We start from the raw sequence: 18,685 nt of genomic DNA, 5'->3' as shown, positions 1-18,685 counted from the left end.
GGAGTCTCTGTGGGCGAGCAATAAATGCAGGCTGGGCATGAAACCTGTGTGGGCGGGCTTGCTCGCGAAAGCGTTGACTCGGACGCCATGGTGCTAACGGATACAGCGCTTTCGCGAGCAAGCCCGCTCCTGCAGGGAGGGTGCTTTAAGTCGCGAGCCTAGCAGACGGTCGGTAGAAGGGACAGCTTGCGTGATCGGGATTGTCTGGTAGAATCCGCGGCCTAATTACGTGCGGTATTCAACAATAGTGTTGAGTGGCGGCACGCTAGCCTGAGGAATACACCATGAAAGCCGATATCCATCCAGCATACGAAACCATCCTGGTAACTTGCAGCTGCGGTAACAAGTTCGAAACTCGTTCGAACCTGTGCAAGCCACTGGGCACTGACGTATGCAACGAGTGCCACCCGTTCTACACCGGTAAGCAGAAGACTCTGGATACTGGCGGCCGTGTACAGCGCTTCGCAGACCGTTTCGGCGCTTTCGGCAAGAAAGCTCCTGCTGCTGCAGAGTAAGGTTGAAACGCCCTTTGGGCCTTTCCTTGCTGTTGAAAAAGGCGTCCCTCGCGGGCGCCTTTTTTGTGTCCGCGATTTGGCTTTCCGGCGCCCAGGCCTTCTGCCCTGCACCCGGCAGCCTGGCACCGGCCCAGGTGCAGCGAGTCGTCGACGGCGACACGTTGGGGCTGACCGATGGCCGCAATGTGCGGATGATCGGCTTGAACACTCCAGAGCTTGGCAAGAAAGGCCGCGCTGACGAGCCCTTCGCTGTCGCGGCGCGCAAGCGTCTGGAGGCCCTGGTAGCGGCGAGCGCCGGGCGGGTCGGTCTGCTTCCCGGAAAAGAGCGTAAAGACCGCTACGGCCGAACCCTGGCCCATGTCTACGGTGCCGATGGTGTCAATCTTGAAGCGCAAATGCTTGCCGAGGGCCTGGGTTTTCAGGTGGCGGTGGCGCCTAATGTCGAGCTGGCGGCCTGCCAGCAAGCCGCCGAGCAAAGTGCTCGCCAGGCCAGGCTCGGGTTATGGCGCCAGTCCCCTGTGATTGAAGCAGGGCAAATCAGAGGTTCCGGGTTTGCCGTTGTGGGTGGCGTTGTGAGTAAGGTTCAGCGCAACGGCGGCGGAATCTGGATCGAGTTGCAGGATTCAGTTGTGCTGCGGGTTGCGCCCAATCTGCTGAAGCGCTTCGACATGTCGACGCTGGAGCAACTGCAGGGCAGGCAGGTCGAGGCTCGAGGTTGGGTGGTTGACAGGTCGCGACGTGGCGGATTGAAAAACGGACAGGTGCGCTGGTTATTGCCATTGACCGATCCGGTGATGCTTAAGACGTCGCCCTGAAAAAAATTGTAGACATTTTTTCAGTCGATTGTGAACAGTCTATCCCTTGTGTTCCGTGGCTCTTGGCCCAAAGTCGTAAGCCGCAGCGCTTGACAGGGGTGACTGGTCAGTCTTGTGGGGACTTTACGAGGCGCGTATCCTCGCTGACCAGTCTGTCCAACAGTAAAAAGCGGAATGCCCCCATGTCTGATCTGAAAACTGCCGCTCTCGAATATCACGCCCATCCTCGTCCAGGTAAGCTGAGTGTCGAGCTCACCAAGGCCACCGCTACCGCCCGCGACCTGTCGCTGGCCTACAGCCCCGGCGTAGCCGAACCAGTGCGCGAAATCGCCCGCGATCCTGAACTGGCCTACAAATACACCGGCAAGGGCAACCTGGTTGCAGTGATTTCCGATGGCACCGCGATTCTGGGCCTGGGTAACCTCGGCCCATTGGCTTCCAAGCCAGTGATGGAAGGCAAGGGTGTACTGTTCAAGCGCTTCGCCGGCATCGACGTTTTCGACATCGAAGTCGACTCCGAAAGCCCGCAAGCCTTCATCGACACCGTCAAGCGCATCTCCATCACTTTCGGTGGCATCAACCTGGAAGACATCAAGGCACCTGAATGCTTTGAGATCGAGCGCGCGCTGATCGAACAGTGCGACATTCCAGTATTCCACGATGACCAGCACGGCACCGCGATCGTTACCGCGGCCGGCATGATCAACGCACTGGAAATCGCCGGCAAGACCCTGGCAGAAGCCAAGATCGTCTGCCTGGGCGCCGGTGCGGCCGCCATCTCCTGCATGAAATTGCTTGTGAGCATGGGCGCCAACATCGAAAACATCTATATGGTTGACCGTACCGGTGTAATCCACTCCGGCCGTGACGACCTGAACCAGTACAAGGCCGTGTTTGCCCACGCTACCGAAAAACGCACCTTGGCTGACGCCCTGGCCGGTGCTGATGTGTTCGTGGGTCTGTCTGGTCCGAACCTGTTGAGCGCTGAAGGCCTGAAGTCCATGGCGGCCAACCCGATCGTGTTCGCGTGCTCGAACCCTGATCCGGAAATCTCCCCGGAACTGGCGCACGCTACCCGTGACGACGTGATCATGGCCACCGGCCGTTCGGACTACCCGAACCAGGTCAACAACGTACTGGGCTTCCCGTTCATCTTCCGCGGTGCCCTGGACGTTCGCGCCAAGCGCATCAACGAAGAAATGAAAGTGGCGGCGGCCAATGCCCTGCGTGAACTGGCCAAATTGCCGGTGCCTCAGGAAGTGTGTGACGCCTATGGCGGCATCAAGCTGGAATTCGGTCGTGAGTACATCATCCCGAAACCAATGGATGCTCGCCTGATCACCGTCATCTCCGATGCCGTGGCCAAGGCCGCGATCGAGACCGGCGTAGCGACCCTGCCGTATCCGAAGAACTACCCGCTGAAAAGCGTGGATGATGTGTTCAACGGCTAAGCCGTAGCGCTCAGGAAAACCCGGTCAGTGGCCGGGTTTTTTATTGCCCGGACAATCACAGGATCACAGCCTTCGGCAGGTCCTGCGGGAGATCACGTTCCCCTGTAGGCGCTGCCGAAGGCTGCGATCTCTTGATCCTGGCTGTAAAAAAGCCCCGCGCTTCTCTCGAAGGCGGGGCTTTTGGTTTGCGCTACCTGATCAGAACAAATCGATCGGCGCACCTTCATCCGCAGGCAACGGGCTGCCTGGCGCAGAGCCGCTTCCCAGCTCGCTGCCAGTCGGTGGCGTGTCTTCGGCCTTGAAGAGCTCGAAGTAGGCGCCAGGCGTGCCGGGGGAGGCTGCGCGGCCGCTGACCGGATCAACCCGCAGGCTCAGGATGCCTTCCGGTTCAGGTTGAGTGTGCGGCGGCTTGTCCTTCAACGCGGCGGCCATGTAGTTCATCCAGATCGGCAGTGCTACGGTGCCGCCGAATTCCTTGCGACCCAGGCTCTCAGGCTGGTCGAAGCCGGTCCAGACGGTGGTCACGTAGTCGGCGTTGTAGCCGGAGAACCAGGCGTCCTTGGATTCGTTGGTGGTACCGGTTTTGCCTGCAATGTCACTGCGGCCCAAAGCCAGTGCGCGGCGACCGGTGCCGCGCTTGATCACGTCTTCGAGCATGCTGTTGAGGATATAGGTGGTGCGGCCATCGACGATGCGTTCAGCCACTGCAGGCGACTGCGCAGGTTGGGTACTTGAGGCGTCCGCAGGCGTTGCATTGACCGTGAAAGCGCTGGCCGCTGGTGCCGCGATGCCATCGCTGACGACTTCGCCCTTGGGCACGCTTGGCGGGTTGGCAGCGAACAGCAGGTCACCGTTACGGCTCTCTACCTTTTCGATCAGGTACGGGCTCACTTTGTAGCCGCCGTTGGCAAAGGTGCTCCAGCCGGTGGCAATTTCCATTGGCGTCAGGGTCGCGGTGCCCAGGGCCAGGGACAGGTTGCGCGGCAAGTCTTCTTTCTTGAAGCCGAACTTGCTGATGTAGTCGATGGTGCGGTCGATACCCAATGCCTGCACCAGGCGGATCGACACCAGGTTGCGCGACTTGTACAGGCCTTCACGCAGGCGAATCGGGCCGAGGAACGTATTGGTGTCGTTCTTCGGGCGCCAGACCTTGTCCAGGTATTCGTCAACGAACACGATCGGTGCATCGTTCACCAGGCTGGCGGCGGTGTAGCCATTATCCAGCGCGGCGCTGTAGACGAACGGCTTGAAGCTCGAGCCCGGCTGACGCTTGGCTTGCATGGCGCGGTTGTAATTGCTCTGTTCGAAAGCAAAACCACCGACCAGCGAGCGAATGGCGCCGTTTTGCGGGTCGAGGGACACCAGTGCGCCCTGGGCCTGGGGAATCTGGCTGAACTTCAGCGAGTTGTCAGGCTGGCGCTGCACGCGCACCAGGTCGCCGACCTGGGCTACATCAGCTGGCTGCTTCGGATTGGCGCCCATGCTGTTGGTGTTGAGGAACGGTCGTGCCCATTTCATCGTGTCCCAGCTGACGTGCTCCTCGCCGGTGCGGGTCAGCACCTGCAGGCCGTTCTTGTCGACCTGGATGACGATGGCCGGTTCAAGACTGCTGATGGTGCGTTGCTTGGTCAGTTCGGTTGCCCAGGCTTCGCGGGTTTTGCCTGGCAGGCGCGATTCAGGGCCGCGATAACCGTGGCGCTGATCGTAGGTGATCAGGCCTTCGTGAAGCGCAGTGTTGGCCATTTCCTGCAGGTTGCTTGGCACCGTGGTGGTCACCCGGAACCCTTCGGTATAAGCGTCGCTGCCATAGCGGCCGACCATTTCGGCGCGGGCCATCTCGGCAATATAGGGGGCGTTCACTTCCGGTGTCGGGACGTGATAACTGGCGTTGAGCGGCTCGTTGATCGCGGCGGTGTAGTCGGCTTCGGTGATCTTGCCCAGCTTGTACATGCGCCCCAGGATCCAGTCACGCCGCTCTTTGCTGCGCGCCGGGTTGGCCAGCGGATTGAAGCGCGAAGGGGCCTTGGGCAGGCCCGCAATCATCGCCATCTGCGCCAGGCTGACGTCACGGATCGACTTGCCGTAGTACACCTGCGCAGCGGCTTCAATGCCGTAGGCGCGGTTGCCCAGGTAGATTTTGTTAACGTACAGCTCGAGGATCTCGTCCTTGGTCAGCTGGCGTTCAATTTGCAGGGCCAGGAGAATTTCGGTGGTCTTGCGTGAGAAGCTGCGCTCGCTGGTCAGGAAGAAGTTCTTTGCCACCTGCATGGTGATGGTGCTGCCGCCGGACTGGATATGGCCGCTTTTCACCAGTTGGGTGGCGGCACGCATCAGGCTGCTCGGATCGACGCCATAGTGGTTGGCGAAATTATCGTCTTCAGCACTCAGTAATGCGTTAATGAAATTCGGCGGAATGTCTGCAAAACGGATCGGAGTCCGGCGCATTTCGCCAAATTCTGCAATCAACTTGTCGTCACTGCTGTATACCCGTAGCGGAATCTGCAACTGAATGCTTCTCAGTGCCTCCACAGACGGCAATCCGGGGCTAAGGTAAAGATAGGCGCCACTCAGACTCAGGAGCAGTCCGCAGAAAACGGCGACGACGGACCAACCGAAAAATTTCAGCAGACGAATCAAGGCGTTTGGATATCCAGGAAAAGAATGAATTTGGCACCAGGGACTGGTGAAAAGAGTAATGTCCCGAGCTTGAAGTAAAAACTGGTAAAAAATCGCTGGGCATTATAAGCATTTTTCCGTCGCAGGGCGTCATTTGCGCTGCTGTCAAGACGGGCGGGTTGAACGCAATGGACATTATAGAGTCCGTAACTCACGGATAGTCATAGGGAATGGGTAGTGCTAGGACTCTTCAATAAAAAGGCCAATACGCTTCTGGGGATCGACATCAGCTCCACGTCGGTGAAGCTTCTGGAGTTAAGTCGTCAAGGCGAGCGCTACCGGGTTGAGGCCTATGCAGTCGAGCCGCTGCCGGCCAATGCAGTCATCGAAAAAAATATCGCTGAACTCGAAGGTGTCGGGCAGGCGTTGTCGCGCGTGCTGATCAAGGCCAGGACCAATCTCAGGAATGTGGCGGTGGCGGTGGCCGGCTCGGCGGTCATCACCAAGACAATCGAGATGGATGCCGGCCTCTCCGACGACGAGCTGGAAAACCAGCTGAAGATCGAGGCCGATCAATACATTCCCTATCCCCTGGACGAAGTCGCCATCGACTTCGAAGTCCAGGGACCTTCGGTGCGAAACCCGGCACGAGTCAATGTGCTGCTGGCCGCCTGCCGCAAGGAAAATGTCGAAGTCCGTGAGGCTGCCCTGGCACTGGCCGGCCTTACCGCGCGGGTGGTCGATGTCGAGGCCTATGCACTGGAGCGCTCGTTCGGCCTGCTGACTGGCCATCTGGCCAGCCCCCAGGGGCAGTTGACCGTGGCCGTGGTCGACATCGGTGCAACCATGACCACCCTCAGTGTTTTGCACAAAGGGCGAATTATCTACACCCGCGAGCAGTTGTTCGGGGGGCGTCAGTTGACCGAAGAAATCCAGCGTCGCTACGGCCTTACCCTTGAGCAGGCAGGACTGGCGAAAAAACAGGGTGGCCTGCCGGACGATTATGTCAGTGAGGTGTTGCAACCGTTTCGCGAGGCGCTGGTGCAACAGGTCTCCCGTTCGTTGCAGTTTTTCTTCGCGTCGGGCCAATACAATGCGGTTGACCACATCCTGCTGGCCGGCGGCACGGCGTCAGTTCCGGGGCTGGACCGCTTGATCGAGCAGCGCCTGAATACGCCGACCCAGGTGGCCAATCCATTTTCCGACATGACCCTGAGCAGCAAGGTCAACGCCGGTGCCCTGGCCAGTGATGCGCCGGCACTGATGATCGCTTGCGGGCTGGCACTCAGGAGTTTTGACTGATGGCGCGGATCAATCTTCTACCCTGGCGCGAGGAACTGCGCGAGGAACGCCGCAAACGCTTCCTGGTGACTCTCGTTGGGGTCCTGGTGGGCTCCGTGGGGGCGGTGCTGATTGCGGACCAGGTCATCACAGCTGCCGTTGACCGCCAGCTCGCGCGCAACGATTACATCGGCAAACAGATTGCCGTTGTCGATGAGCGGATAAAGCAGATCAGCGACTTGAAGGCACGCCGCCAGCAGCTCATCGAGCGCATGCGCATCATCCAGGACCTGCAGGGCAATCGGCCAATCAGCGGGCGGATATTCGACCAGCTGGCGCGCACGTTGCCGGACGGTGTGTATTTCACCGAAGTCAAAATGGTCGGCACTACCTTGTCCATTACCGGTGCTGCCGAGTCCAATAATCGCGTGTCTGACCTGATGCGCAATCTTGACGGCTCCGACTGGTTCGATGCCCCCAGCCTGACCGAGGTCAAGGCCACTACGGCGGGTCAGCTCGACCAGGCGAACGTCTTCCAGTTGACGGTTCGACAGACCCAGCCCGCCGCTGTGGAGGACGGTCAATGAGTCCATCGCAATGGTTTGCCGGACTGCGCAACGTTGATATCAATGACCTGGACACCAACAACATCGGCTCATGGCCGCCGGCGATCAAGGCGATCGCGGGTGGGCTGCTGATGGTGCTGGTGCTGGCCCTGGGGTATCACTTTTACCTCAGCGACCTGGAAACCCAGCTGGACAGCAAGCGTGAGGAGGAGCTGACACTCAAGGAGCAATTCACCTCCAAGGCCCGCATGGCCGCGAATCTCGAGCTGTACACCCAGCAGATGAAAGAGATGGAAAACTCCTTTGGCGTGCTGCTGCGCCAACTGCCCAGCGACACCGAGGTGCCGGGCCTGCTGGAGGACATCACTCGCACCGGGCTCGGAAGTGGGCTGGAGTTTGAAGAGATCAAGTTGCTGCCGGAAGTTACCCAGCAGTTCTACATTGAACTACCGATCCAGATCACCGTGACCGGGGCCTATCACGACCTGGCCACCTTCGTCAGCGGAGTGGCCGGCTTGCCCCGGATCGTCACGCTGCATGACTTCGACATTGCTGGGGCCGACCCGGATGGCGGGACGAAGTTACGCATGAGTATCCTCGCCAAGACCTACCGCTATAACGACAAGGGGGCGCCGAAATGAGCCCGATCCGTTGTTTGGCCATGGTGCTCGTGGTGCTCGGGTTGGCTGGCTGTGGCAAGGGCGACGACGTCAGCGACCTCGATGCCTACATGAACGAAGTTCGCCTGCGCCCACCGGGGAAGATAGAGCCAACGCCGACGTTCCGCTCCTACCCGACGTTCACCTACAGCGCCGCCAACCTGCGAAGCCCGTTTTCCCGGCAGGTCAGGGTGGACCTGGCTGGCCAGAAGCACGGCTCGCGTAACGTCAAGCCTGATCCTGCCCGGGCCAAGCAGTACCTGGAAGGTTTCAACATAGAGCAGTTTGAGATGGTCGGCACGATTTCCAATGCAACCGGTTCCTTTGCGCTGCTGCGCGGGGCTGGCGGCGTGCATCGGCTGAAGGTCGGTGACTATCTTGGGCGCAACGATGGGCGCATTGTCGCCATCAGCGGCTCGCAGGTCGACGTGATCGAAATCGTCCCCGACGGCCAGGGAGCCTGGCTGGAACGGCCGCGAACCATACCTTTGAAAGAGCATTCATAGTGGGACTCGAATCATGAACAGGATTTTCTCAGCCCTCGGTATTTCGCTATGGATAGCGCTGCTTTCGCCGATGGCACAAGCGGCCAATCTGAAGACGCTGGACGTTGCCGCACTGCCTGGGGACCGCATCGAGTTGAAGCTGTCGTTCGATGGCACACCTCCCACGCCCAAGGGCTACACCACCGAGTCACCGGCGCGGATCGCACTCGACCTGCCCGGGGTGGTCAGCCAGCTGGCCAGCAAGACCCGCGACCTGGGTGGCGGCAATGCCCGCAGTGCCACGGTGGTGGAAGCCAAGGACCGGACGCGGCTGATCATCAACCTGACGCAGTTGTCCCCCTATACCTCGCGGGTCGAAGGCAACACCCTGTTTGTGGTTGTCGGCCAGGGCGCCAGCAAGGCTGCATCGCGACCGGTCGCCAGCGCGCCGCGTGCCGTTACTTCGCCGGCCCCGGCGAAAGCGTACGCGCCGGTAGCCAAGGCTATCCGCAGCGTTGACTTCCAGCGTGGCACCCAGGGCGAGGGCAATGTGGTCATCGACCTGTCCGATCCATCCATCGCCCCGGACATTCAAGAGCGCGAGGGCAAGATCATCCTTGGCTTCGCCCGAACCCAGCTGCCAGAGTCCCTGCGAGTCCGCCTGGACGTGAAGGATTTCGCCACGCCGGTGCAATTCGTCAATGCCAGTGCCACCGGGGACCGTGCGACCATCAGCATCGAACCCAGTGGCGCGTTCGACTACTCGACCTATCAGACGGACAACAAGCTCACCGTCAGCATTCGGGCGATGACGGTCGACGACCTGCAAAAACGCAACGCGGAGCGCTTCGCCTATAGCGGCGAGAAGCTTTCGCTGAATTTCCAAGACATCGATGTGCGCTCGGTGCTGCAGTTGATTGCCGACTTCACCAACCTCAATCTGGTGGCCAGTGACACGGTCCAGGGCGGCATTACCCTGCGCCTGCAAAATGTGCCGTGGGACCAGGCGCTGGACCTGGTGCTGAAGACCAAGGGCCTGGACAAGCGCATGGTCGGCAACGTCTTGCTGGTTGCGCCGGCGGAGGAAATTGCCGCTCGCGAGCGCCAGGAGCTGGAGTCACAAAAGCAGATCGCCGAACTGGCCCCCCTGCGTCGCGAGCTGCTGCAGGTCAACTACGCCAAGGCTGCCGACATCGCCAAGCTGTTCCAGTCGGTCACCAGTGCCGAAGCGAAAGTCGACGAGCGTGGTTCGATCACCGTCGATGAGCGCACCAACAACATCATTGCCTACCAGACCCAGAATCGTCTCGACGAACTGCGTCGCATCGTGGCGCAGCTGGATATTCCGGTGCGTCAGGTGATGATCGAGGCGCGAATTGTCGAGGCCAACGTCGATTACGACAAGAGTCTCGGCGTGCGCTGGGGTGGTTCGGTGCAGAAGGGCAACTGGAACTCCTCGGGGGTCAACGGCTCGTCCACCACCATCGGTACACCGGGCAGCACGGGCACCAATTCGCCTTTCGTCGACCTGGGGACCTCGGCTAACACCTCGGGAATCGGCATCGCGTTCATTACCGATAATGTGTTGCTCGACCTGGAACTGACGGCGATGGAAAAAACCGGCAACGGCGAAATCGTCTCGCAACCCAAGGTCGTCACCTCCGACAAGGAAACCGCGAAGATCCTCAAGGGCACCGAGATTCCGTATCAGGAAGCCAGTTCCAGCGGTGCCACATCCGTGTCCTTCAAGGAGGCATCGCTGTCGCTGGAAGTGACCCCGCAGATCACCCCGGACAACCGGATCATCATGGAGGTCAAGGTCACCAAGGATGAGCCGGATTACCTGAACAAGGTGCAGGACGTACCGCCGATCAAGAAAAACGAGGTCAATGCCAAGGTGTTGGTCAACGATGGCGAGACCATCGTCATTGGTGGCGTTTTCTCAAATACTCAAAGCAAGGTTGTAGATAAGGTGCCATTTCTCGGCGATGTGCCGTATCTTGGCCGCCTTTTCCGGCGTGACGTGGTTTCGGAGAAAAAATCCGAGCTGTTGGTGTTTCTCACACCGCGTATCATGAATAACCAGGCGATTGCTGTGAGTCGTTGATTCTGTGCGAAATTTGATTCTTGTAGGACCGATGGGGGCTGGAAAAAGCACCATCGGCCGGTTACTGGCCAAAGAGCTGCGCCTGCCGTTCAAAGATTCCGACAAGGAAATTGAATTGCGCACGGGCGCCAATATCCCATGGATTTTCGATAAGGAAGGCGAGCCAGGCTTCCGTGATCGCGAGCAGGCGATGATTGCCGAGCTGTGCGCGTGCGATGGCGTGGTGTTGGCGACCGGCGGCGGTGCAGTCATGCGCGAAGCCAATCGTCGGGCGCTCCATGCCGGTGGTCGGGTCGTGTACCTGCATGCTTCCGTCGAGCAGCAGGTGGGGCGAACGTCCCGCGACCGCAATCGGCCGCTATTGCGCACGGCAGATCCGGCCAAGACCCTTCGGGATCTGCTGGCGATTCGCGATCCGCTCTATCGGGAAATCGCCGATCTGGTGGTGGAAACCGATGAGCGGCCGCCGCGGATGGTGGTGCTGGATATTCTCGAACGCTTGCAGCAACTGCCTCCCCGTTAAAGCGCGGCGTGAAATGCGCTATCCTCGGCCTCCAGTCGCCTCCGCTCTGGACTGTGGCGAATGGCTACCGAACGGCGTCACACCAACAGAGGCCGCGGACATCGATAATTCAAGGCACGATGCCTGATTCCATCTTCACTGTGGGGACACATGCAGACACTCAAGGTCGATCTAGGCGAGCGCAGCTACCCGATTCATATTGGCGAAGGTTTGTTGGATCAGCCTGAGCTGCTGGCCCCGCATATTCGCGGACGGCAAGTGGCGATCATTTCCAACGAGACCGTCGCGCCTCTCTATCTCGAACGTCTGACCCGCAGCCTGGGGCAATTCTCGGTCATTTCCGTGGTGCTGCCCGACGGCGAAGCCTTCAAGACCTGGGAAACCCTGCAACTGATCTTCGACGGGCTGCTGACCGCGCGTCACGACCGCCGCACCACCGTGATTGCCTTGGGCGGCGGTGTGATTGGTGACATGGCCGGTTTTGCCGCCGCCTGTTATCAGCGTGGTGTCGATTTCATTCAGGTCCCGACCACGCTGCTGTCGCAAGTCGACTCCTCGGTGGGCGGCAAGACCGGTATCAACCATCCGTTGGGCAAGAACATGGTCGGCGCCTTCTATCAGCCGAACGTGGTGCTGATAGACACGACGTCCCTGAACACTTTGCCGGCCCGCGAACTCTCTGCCGGGTTGGCCGAAGTGATCAAATACGGACTGATCTGCGACGAGCCATTCCTCACCTGGCTCGAAGAGAACGTCGATCGCTTGCGCGCCCTGGACCAGACTGCCCTGACTTATGCCATCCAGCGCTCCTGCGCAGCCAAGGCTGCCGTGGTGGGGGCCGACGAGAAGGAAACAGGTGTACGCGCTACGTTGAACCTGGGGCATACCTTCGGCCACGCCATCGAAACGCATATGGGCTATGGTGTGTGGCTACATGGTGAGGCGGTGGCTGCTGGCACTGTCATGGCGCTGGAAATGTCCGCACGCCTGGGCTGGATCAGCGAGCAGGAGCGTGATCGTGGCATCCGTCTGTTCCAGCGCGCCGGCCTGCCGGTTATCCCGCCTGAAGAGATGACTGAAGCCGATTTTCTCGAACACATGGCAATTGACAAGAAAGTGATCGACGGTCGTTTGCGCCTGGTGCTGCTGCGCCACATGGGCGAAGCGGTGGTGACCGACGATTATCCGAAAGAGGTTCTACAGGCCACGCTGGGAGCGGATTACCGCGCCCTGGCTCAGCTTAAAGGTTAATAAGATCCCGATGACTAGTTTGCACGCCGACGAGGCTTTCCTCGGCCATTACCAGTTGAGTCACGACCCTTTCGCTCCGCGGGTACCTGGCTTCAAATTTTTCCCTGCCCAGCGCAAGCCGGTGCTGGGACAACTGCATCACCTGGCGCGCTATAGCCAGTTGCTGCTGGTGGTCACCGGCCCGCAAGGCAGCGGCAAGACCCTGTTGCGCCAGGCCCTGGTGGCCAGTACCAACAAGCAATCGGTGCAGAGTGTGGTGGTTTCCGCCCGCGGTGCCGGTGATGCCGCCGGCGTGCTGCGCCAGGTGGCCCAGGCGCTGAATGTCGCCCAGCCGGAAATCGGCTCGATCTTGTCACAGGTGGTACAGCTGGCCTTGACCGGGCAGGAAGTCTATCTGCTGGTGGATGACGCCGAGCAGCTTGACGAGTCCGCGCTGGAAGCCTTGTTGGCACTGGCCGCGGGTGCTCCCGAAGGCCGTCCGCATGTGTTCCTGTTCGGCGAGTCGTCGTTGATTGCCCAACTCGATGCGTTGAGCCTTGAAGAAGAGCGCTTTCATGTCATCGAATTGCAGCCTTACACCGAAGAGGAAACCCGCGAGTATCTGGATCAGCGGCTCGAAGGCGCTGGCCGGGGTATCGAACTTTTCACCGCTAATCAGATCTCTGATATTCATGAAAGCTCCGACGGTTGGCCTGGCAATATCAACCAGGTCGCCCGCGATGCGATGATCGAAGCCATGATTGCCAGCCGCTCAGCGGTCAAGCGTCCAAGTATGGGGTTCAACATGCCGAAGAAACACGTATTGGCGATTTCCGCCGTAGTCGTGGTCGCGGTAGCCGCCGCCTGGTTGATGCCAGGTCGCAGCAAAGCACCGACCACTGGCGCTCCTGCCAACGAGCAGGCGCAATTGCCGCTCGGCGAGGGTGCTCCGCAACCTAACAGCAACGGTGCTCCAGCCGTGGAGTTCGCCGGTAATTCGCAGCCAATGCCGTTGCCGCTTGTCGGCAACTCGCAACCGGTCATGCGTGGCCCGCTGGCCGAAGCAGCGGGTGGCATCACTGAAGGTGACGATGGCGTGCCGGTTGAAGGCTCCAGCGCCACACCGCCGACCGTGACCACTTCTGCGCCGCCGGCCGGAATCCAGCCTGGCCCAGCGCCGACGCCGGCCGCCAAGCCTGCGCCAGCACCGACCCAGGTGGCCACTGCCAAGCCGGCTCCCGCACCTGTCGCCAAACCCGCGCCTGTGCCGGCCAAACCTGCCGCCGTGGCGACCGCCAAGCCTGCCGAGAAACCGGCCGCTGCCGCTGCCAAAGGCGCTGGTGGTACCTGGTACGCCGGGCAACCGACCAGCAACTACGTGGTGCAGATCCTTGGCACCAGCTCCGAAGCGTCTGCGCAAAACTTCGTGAAAGAGCAGGGCGGCGAGTACCGTTATTTCAAGAAAGTGCTCAACGGCAAGCCGCTTTACGTCATCACCTACGGTAACTTCGCCAACCGTGATGCAGCCCTTAGCGCCATCAAGGCCTTGCCAGCGAAGGTTCAGGCTGGTAAACCTTGGCCTCGCACTGTCGCCAGCGTCCAACAGGAACTGGCAACAACTCGCTGAAGATTCGGCGGCCTTACCCAGGCCGCCTCTCCCGGCACCTCAATATTTCCGCATGTGCGCGCCTTCTCTACAGATCGCGTGCCTTGTGGTGTCTGCGTCACAGTAGTCTTTGAGTGGTTGCGGTCAAAAATCAAAAAAGTTTTGACTAGCACAGCATATCGCTTTAAACCTTTCACAAATGCGACATAGATTTGCGACAGTTCGTCGTCAAATTTGTGAGCCTCTGTGTCGGTGTGTACAATGACCTCCCTTTTGCTCCCGCAAAGCTGGCGTACGTTCGGCGCGGGTTGCAAGTGGTTGAATTGAAAAGAAATTTGCCTCGATAAGGGGCAGCCTGGTGAGAAAGTGTCTATGAAAGCAGGTCTGTACCAACCAGATGAATTCAAGGATAACTGCGGTTTCGGCCTGATAGCCCATATGCAGGGCGAGCCCAGTCATACCCTTTTGCAAACGGCCATTGAGGCCCTGACCTGCATGACCCACCGCGGTGGGATCAACGCCGACGGCAAGACCGGTGACGGTTGCGGTCTGCTGATTCAAAAGCCGGACGTGTTCCTGCGAGCGATCGCCCAGGAAGCATTCGGCGTCGAACTGCCCAAGCAATATGCGGTGGGCATGGTCTTCTTCAATCAGGACCCGGTCAAAGCCGAAGCCGCTCGCGAGAACATGAACCGCGAGATCCTGGCGGCCGGCCTGCAGCTCGTCGGCTGGCGCAAAGTGCCGATCGACACCAGCGTCCTCGGCCGCCTGGCCCTTGAGCGCCTGCCGCAGATCGAGCAAGTGTTCATCGGCGGTGAAGGCCTGAGCGATCAGGACATGGCGATCAAGCTGTTCAGTTCCCGTCGTCGTTCGTCCGTGGCCAACGCCGCCGACACCGATCACTACATCTGCAGCTTTTCCCACAAGACCATTATCTACAAAGGCCTGATGATGCCGGCGGACCTCACCGCCTTCTATCCAGACCTGAGCGACCAGCGCCTGCAAACCGCGATTTGCGTGTTTCACCAGCGCTTCTCCACCAACACCCTGCCGAAATGGCCGCTGGCGCAACCGTTCCGCTTCCTGGCGCACAACGGCGAAATCAACACCATCACCGGCAACCGCAACTGGGCCGTGGCACGTCGTACAAAGTTTGCCAACGACCTGATGCCCGATCTGGAAGAACTCGGCCCGCTGGTCAACCGCGTCGGTTCCGACTCTTCCAGCATGGACAACATGCTTGAACTGATGGTGACCGGTGGCATCGACCTGTTCCGTGGCGTGCGGATGATCATTCCGCCTGCGTGGCAGAACGTCGAGACCATGGACCCGGATCTGCGTGCGTTCTACGAATACAACTCGATGCACATGGAACCGTGGGACGGCCCGGCCGGCGTGGTAATGACCGACGGTCGTTACGCGGTGTGCCTGCTCGACCGTAACGGTCTGCGTCCGGCGCGTTGGGTGACCACCAAGAACGGTTTCATCACCCTGGCCTCGGAAATCGGCGTCTGGAACTACCAGCCTGAAGACGTAATTGCCAAGGGCCGCGTTGGTCCGGGCCAGATCTTCGCCGTGGACACCGAAACCGGGCAGATCCTCGACACCGACGCCATCGACAACCGCTTGAAGTCGCGTCATCCGTACAAGCAATGGCTGCGCAAGAATGCCCTGCGCATCCAGGCAACCATGGAAGATAACGACCACGGCTCGGCGTTCTACGACGTTGACCAGCTCAAGCAGTACATGAAGATGTATCAGGTCACGTTCGAAGAGCGCGACCAGGTGCTGCGACCGCTTGGCGAGCAAGGTTATGAAGCCGTCGGCTCGATGGGCGACGACACGCCGATGGCCGTGCTGTCCCAGCGCGTGCGCACACCGTACGACTATTTCCGCCAGCAATTTGCACAGGTCACCAACCCGCCGATCGATCCGCTGCGCGAAGCCATCGTCATGTCGCTGGAAATCTGCCTCGGTGCCGAGCGCAACATTTTCCAGGAGTCGCCGGAACACGCTTCGCGCGTGATCCTCAGCTCGCCGGTCATTTCCCCGGCCAAGTGGCGTTCGCTGATGAACCTCGATCGTCCGGGCTTCGAACGCCAGATCATCGACCTTAACTACGACGAAAGCGTCGGCCTCGAAGCGGCGATCCGCAACGTTGCCGACCAGGCTGAAGAAGCTGTGCGCGCCGGTCGTACCCAGGTTGTGCTGAGTGACCGGCACATTGCTCCGGGCAAGTTGCCGATCCACGCTTCGCTCGCCACCGGCGCGGTACACCACCGCCTGACCGAGAAAGGCCTGCGTTGCGACTCCAACATCCTGGTGGAGACCGCGACTGCGCGCGATCCGCACCACTTCGCGGTGTTGATCGGTTTCGGCGCCTCGGCGGTCTATCCGTTCCTGGCCTACGAAGTGCTGGGCGACCTGATCCGTACCGGTGAAGTCCTGGGCGACCTCTATGAGGTGTTCAAGAACTACCGCAAAGGCATCACCAAAGGTCTGTTGAAGATCCTGTCGAAGATGGGTATCTCCACCATTACCTCGTACCGTGGTGCGCAGCTGTTCGAGGCCATCGGCCTGTCCGAAGAAGTGTGCGAGCTGAGCTTCCGTGGCGTGCCAAGTCGCATCAAGGGTGCGCGTTTCGTTGACATCGAAGCCGAGCAGAAAGCCCTGGCTGCCGAAGCCTGGAGCCCGCGCAAGCCAATCCAGCAGGGCGGTTTGCTGAAGTTCGTCCACGGTGGCGAATATCACGCGTACAACCCGGACGTGGTCAACACCCTGCAAGCCGCTGTGCAGCAGGGCGACTACAGCAAGTTCAAGGAATACACGGCGCTGGTGGACAACCGTCCGGTGTCGATGATCCGCGACATGTTCAAGGTCAAGACCCTGGACACGCCGCTGGACATCAGCGAGATCGAACCGCTGGAATCGGTGCTCAAGCGCTTCGATTCCGCGGGCATCTCCCTCGGCGCATTGTCGCCGGAAGCTCACGAAGCCCTGGCTGAGGCGATGAACCGCCTTGGTGCGCGTTCCAACTCCGGCGAAGGCGGCGAAGACCCGGCGCGCTACGGCACCATCAAGAGCTCGAAAATCAAGCAGGTGGCGACTGGCCGTTTTGGTGTGACCCCGGAATACCTGGTCAACGCTGAAGTGCTGCAGATCAAGGTCGCCCAAGGCGCCAAGCCCGGTGAAGGCGGTCAACTGCCAGGTGGCAAGGTCAACGGCCTGATCGCCAAGCTGCGTTACGCAGTGCCGGGCGTGACCCTGATCTCGCCGCCGCCGCACCACGACATCTATTCGATCGAAGATTTGTCGCAGCTGATTTTCGACCTCAAGCAAGTCAATCCGAAGGCGCTGGTCTCGGTGAAGCTGGTAGCAGAAGCCGGCGTCGGCACCATTGCTGCCGGTGTGGCCAAGGCCTACGCGGACTTGATCACTATCTCCGGCTACGACGGCGGCACCGGCGCATCGCCGCTGACCTCGATCAAGTACGCGGGCGCACCGTGGGAACTCGGCCTGGCCGAAACCCACCAGACCCTGCGCGGCAACGACCTGCGCGGTAAAGTCCGGGTACAAACCGACGGCGGCCTGAAAACCGGCCTCGACGTGATCAAGGCTGCGATCCTCGGCGCTGAAAGCTTTGGCTTCGGTACCGCGCCAATGATCGCCCTGGGGTGCAAATACCTGCGCATCTGCCACCTGAACAACTGCGCCACCGGCGTCGCGACCCAGAACGAGAAGCTGCGCAAGGATCACTACATCGGCACCGTCGACATGGTGGTGAATTTCTTCACCTACGTCGCCGAAGAAACCCGTGAGTGGCTGGCCAAGCTGGGCGTGCGCTCCCTCGAAGAGCTGATCGGTCGTACCGATCTGCTGGACATCCTCGAAGGCCAGACCGCCAAGCAGCGGCACCTGGACCTGACCCCGTTGCTCGGCAGCGATCACATCCCGGCAGACAAGCCTCAGTTCTGCCAGGTAGAGCGCAACCCGCCGTTCGACAAAGGTTTGCTGGCCGAGAAAATGGTCGACATGGCCACCTCTGCCATCAACGACAAGAGCGGCGCCGATTTTGCCCTGGACATCTGCAACTGCGACCGTTCGATCGGCGCACGGATCTCCGGCGAAATCGCGCGCAAGCACGGCAACCAAGGCATGGCGAACGCGCCGATCACCTTCCGCTTCAAAGGAACGGCCGGTCAGAGCTTCGGCGTTTGGAACGCGGGCGGCTTGAACATGTACCTGGAAGGCGATGCCAACGACTACGTCGGCAAGGGCATGACCGGCGGCAAACTGGTCATCGTGCCGCCCAAGGGCAGCATCTACAAGACTCAGGACAGTGCCATCATCGGCAACACCTGCCTGTATGGCGCCACCGGTGGCAAACTGTTCGCCGCCGGTACTGCGGGCGAGCGTTTTGCCGTGCGTAACTCCGGTGCTCATACCGTAGTCGAAGGCACGGGCGATCACTGCTGCGAGTACATGACCGGCGGTTTCGTCTGCGTCCTGGGCAAGACCGGCTACAACTTCGGTTCAGGCATGACCGGCGGTTTCGCCTACGTGCTCGACCAGGACAACAGCTTCGTTGACCGGGTCAACCACGAACTGGTGGAAATCCAGCGCATCAGCGGCGAAGCGATGGAAGCCTATCGCAGCCACCTGCAGCGCGTGCTCGACGAATACGTCGCGGAAACCGACAGCGAATGGGGTCGTAACCTCGCTGAAAACCTCGATGACTATCTGCGTCGTTTCTGGCTGGTCAAGCCCAAGGCTGCCAACTTGAAATCGTTGCTTTCCAGCACCCGTGCCAACCCGCAGTGATATGCGCCTG

Annotated in this window: 13 protein-coding genes; 12 read left to right on the top strand and 1 reads right to left on the bottom strand. The window is 60.2% G+C overall.

What is annotated here, in order from left to right:
• The first annotated feature begins 284 nt into the window (after positions 1 to 284).
• The 3 genes from rpmE (at position 285) to IMW75_RS18790 (ending at position 2,781) form a co-directional block, all read left to right on the top strand.
• The gene (rpmE, locus tag IMW75_RS18800; RefSeq protein ID WP_045061944.1) at positions 285 to 515 is read left to right on the top strand and encodes a 50S ribosomal protein L31; all 231 of its coding nucleotides are present in this window, start codon (positions 285 to 287) and stop codon (positions 513 to 515) included.
• Positions 516 to 541: 26 nt separating this feature from the next.
• Entirely contained in the window at positions 542 to 1,330 is a 789-nt protein-coding gene (locus IMW75_RS18795; protein WP_205893446.1) for a thermonuclease family protein, read from the top strand.
• Between the two features lie 182 nt (positions 1,331 to 1,512).
• Complete coding sequence (locus tag IMW75_RS18790; protein WP_045061943.1) at positions 1,513 to 2,781, top strand: malic enzyme-like NAD(P)-binding protein; 1,269 nt, start codon at positions 1,513 to 1,515, stop codon at positions 2,779 to 2,781.
• A gap of 198 nt (positions 2,782 to 2,979) precedes the next feature.
• On the opposite strand, the gene IMW75_RS18785 is transcribed toward IMW75_RS18790, so the two are convergent.
• Positions 2,980 to 5,415: a penicillin-binding protein 1A gene (locus tag IMW75_RS18785; RefSeq protein WP_414704659.1), complete on the bottom strand. Its 2,436-nt coding sequence runs from the start codon at positions 5,413 to 5,415 to the stop codon at positions 2,980 to 2,982.
• 219 nt (positions 5,416 to 5,634) lie between these two features.
• Here IMW75_RS18785 and IMW75_RS18780 point away from each other — a divergent pair, with 219 nt between their 5' ends.
• The 9 genes from IMW75_RS18780 to gltB all read left to right on the top strand — a co-directional run bounded on the left by IMW75_RS18780 (position 5,635) and on the right by gltB (position 18,675).
• Positions 5,635 to 6,699: a pilus assembly protein PilM gene (locus tag IMW75_RS18780; RefSeq protein WP_045061941.1), complete on the top strand. Its 1,065-nt coding sequence runs from the start codon at positions 5,635 to 5,637 to the stop codon at positions 6,697 to 6,699.
• Complete coding sequence (locus tag IMW75_RS18775; RefSeq protein ID WP_045061940.1) at positions 6,699 to 7,265, top strand: PilN domain-containing protein; 567 nt, start codon at positions 6,699 to 6,701, stop codon at positions 7,263 to 7,265. Before IMW75_RS18780 ends, IMW75_RS18775 begins: the two co-directional genes overlap by 1 nt.
• The gene (gene pilO, locus IMW75_RS18770) at positions 7,262 to 7,885 is read left to right on the top strand and encodes a type 4a pilus biogenesis protein PilO (protein WP_045061939.1); all 624 of its coding nucleotides are present in this window, start codon (positions 7,262 to 7,264) and stop codon (positions 7,883 to 7,885) included. The genes IMW75_RS18775 and pilO overlap by 4 nt, the downstream gene beginning before the upstream one ends.
• On the top strand, positions 7,882 to 8,409 hold the full coding sequence (locus tag IMW75_RS18765) for a pilus assembly protein PilP (RefSeq protein ID WP_045061938.1): 528 nt from the start codon (positions 7,882 to 7,884) through the stop codon (positions 8,407 to 8,409). Before pilO ends, IMW75_RS18765 begins: the two co-directional genes overlap by 4 nt.
• A 13-nt stretch (positions 8,410 to 8,422) precedes the next feature.
• Positions 8,423 to 10,495, top strand: a complete 2,073-nt coding sequence (locus IMW75_RS18760; protein ID WP_205893439.1) for a type IV pilus secretin PilQ — start codon at positions 8,423 to 8,425, stop codon at positions 10,493 to 10,495.
• A 4-nt stretch (positions 10,496 to 10,499) separates the two neighbouring features.
• Positions 10,500 to 11,018: a shikimate kinase AroK gene (gene aroK / locus IMW75_RS18755; protein WP_045061936.1), complete on the top strand. Its 519-nt coding sequence runs from the start codon at positions 10,500 to 10,502 to the stop codon at positions 11,016 to 11,018.
• A 150-nt stretch (positions 11,019 to 11,168) separates the two neighbouring features.
• Positions 11,169 to 12,269: a 3-dehydroquinate synthase gene (aroB, locus tag IMW75_RS18750; protein ID WP_122841488.1), complete on the top strand. Its 1,101-nt coding sequence runs from the start codon at positions 11,169 to 11,171 to the stop codon at positions 12,267 to 12,269.
• 10 nt (positions 12,270 to 12,279) lie between these two features.
• The gene (locus IMW75_RS18745) at positions 12,280 to 13,875 is read left to right on the top strand and encodes an AAA family ATPase (RefSeq protein WP_045061934.1); all 1,596 of its coding nucleotides are present in this window, start codon (positions 12,280 to 12,282) and stop codon (positions 13,873 to 13,875) included.
• Positions 13,876 to 14,226: 351 nt separating this feature from the next.
• Complete coding sequence (gene gltB, locus IMW75_RS18740) at positions 14,227 to 18,675, top strand: glutamate synthase large subunit (protein ID WP_045061933.1); 4,449 nt, start codon at positions 14,227 to 14,229, stop codon at positions 18,673 to 18,675.
• The last annotated feature ends 10 nt before the right edge of the window (positions 18,676 to 18,685 follow it).

The organism is Pseudomonas gregormendelii (genome assembly GCF_017114825.1).
In the GTDB taxonomy this organism is placed as follows: domain Bacteria; phylum Pseudomonadota; class Gammaproteobacteria; order Pseudomonadales; family Pseudomonadaceae; genus Aquipseudomonas; species Aquipseudomonas gregormendelii.
This window is presented reverse-complemented; position numbering and strand designations above follow the sequence as displayed.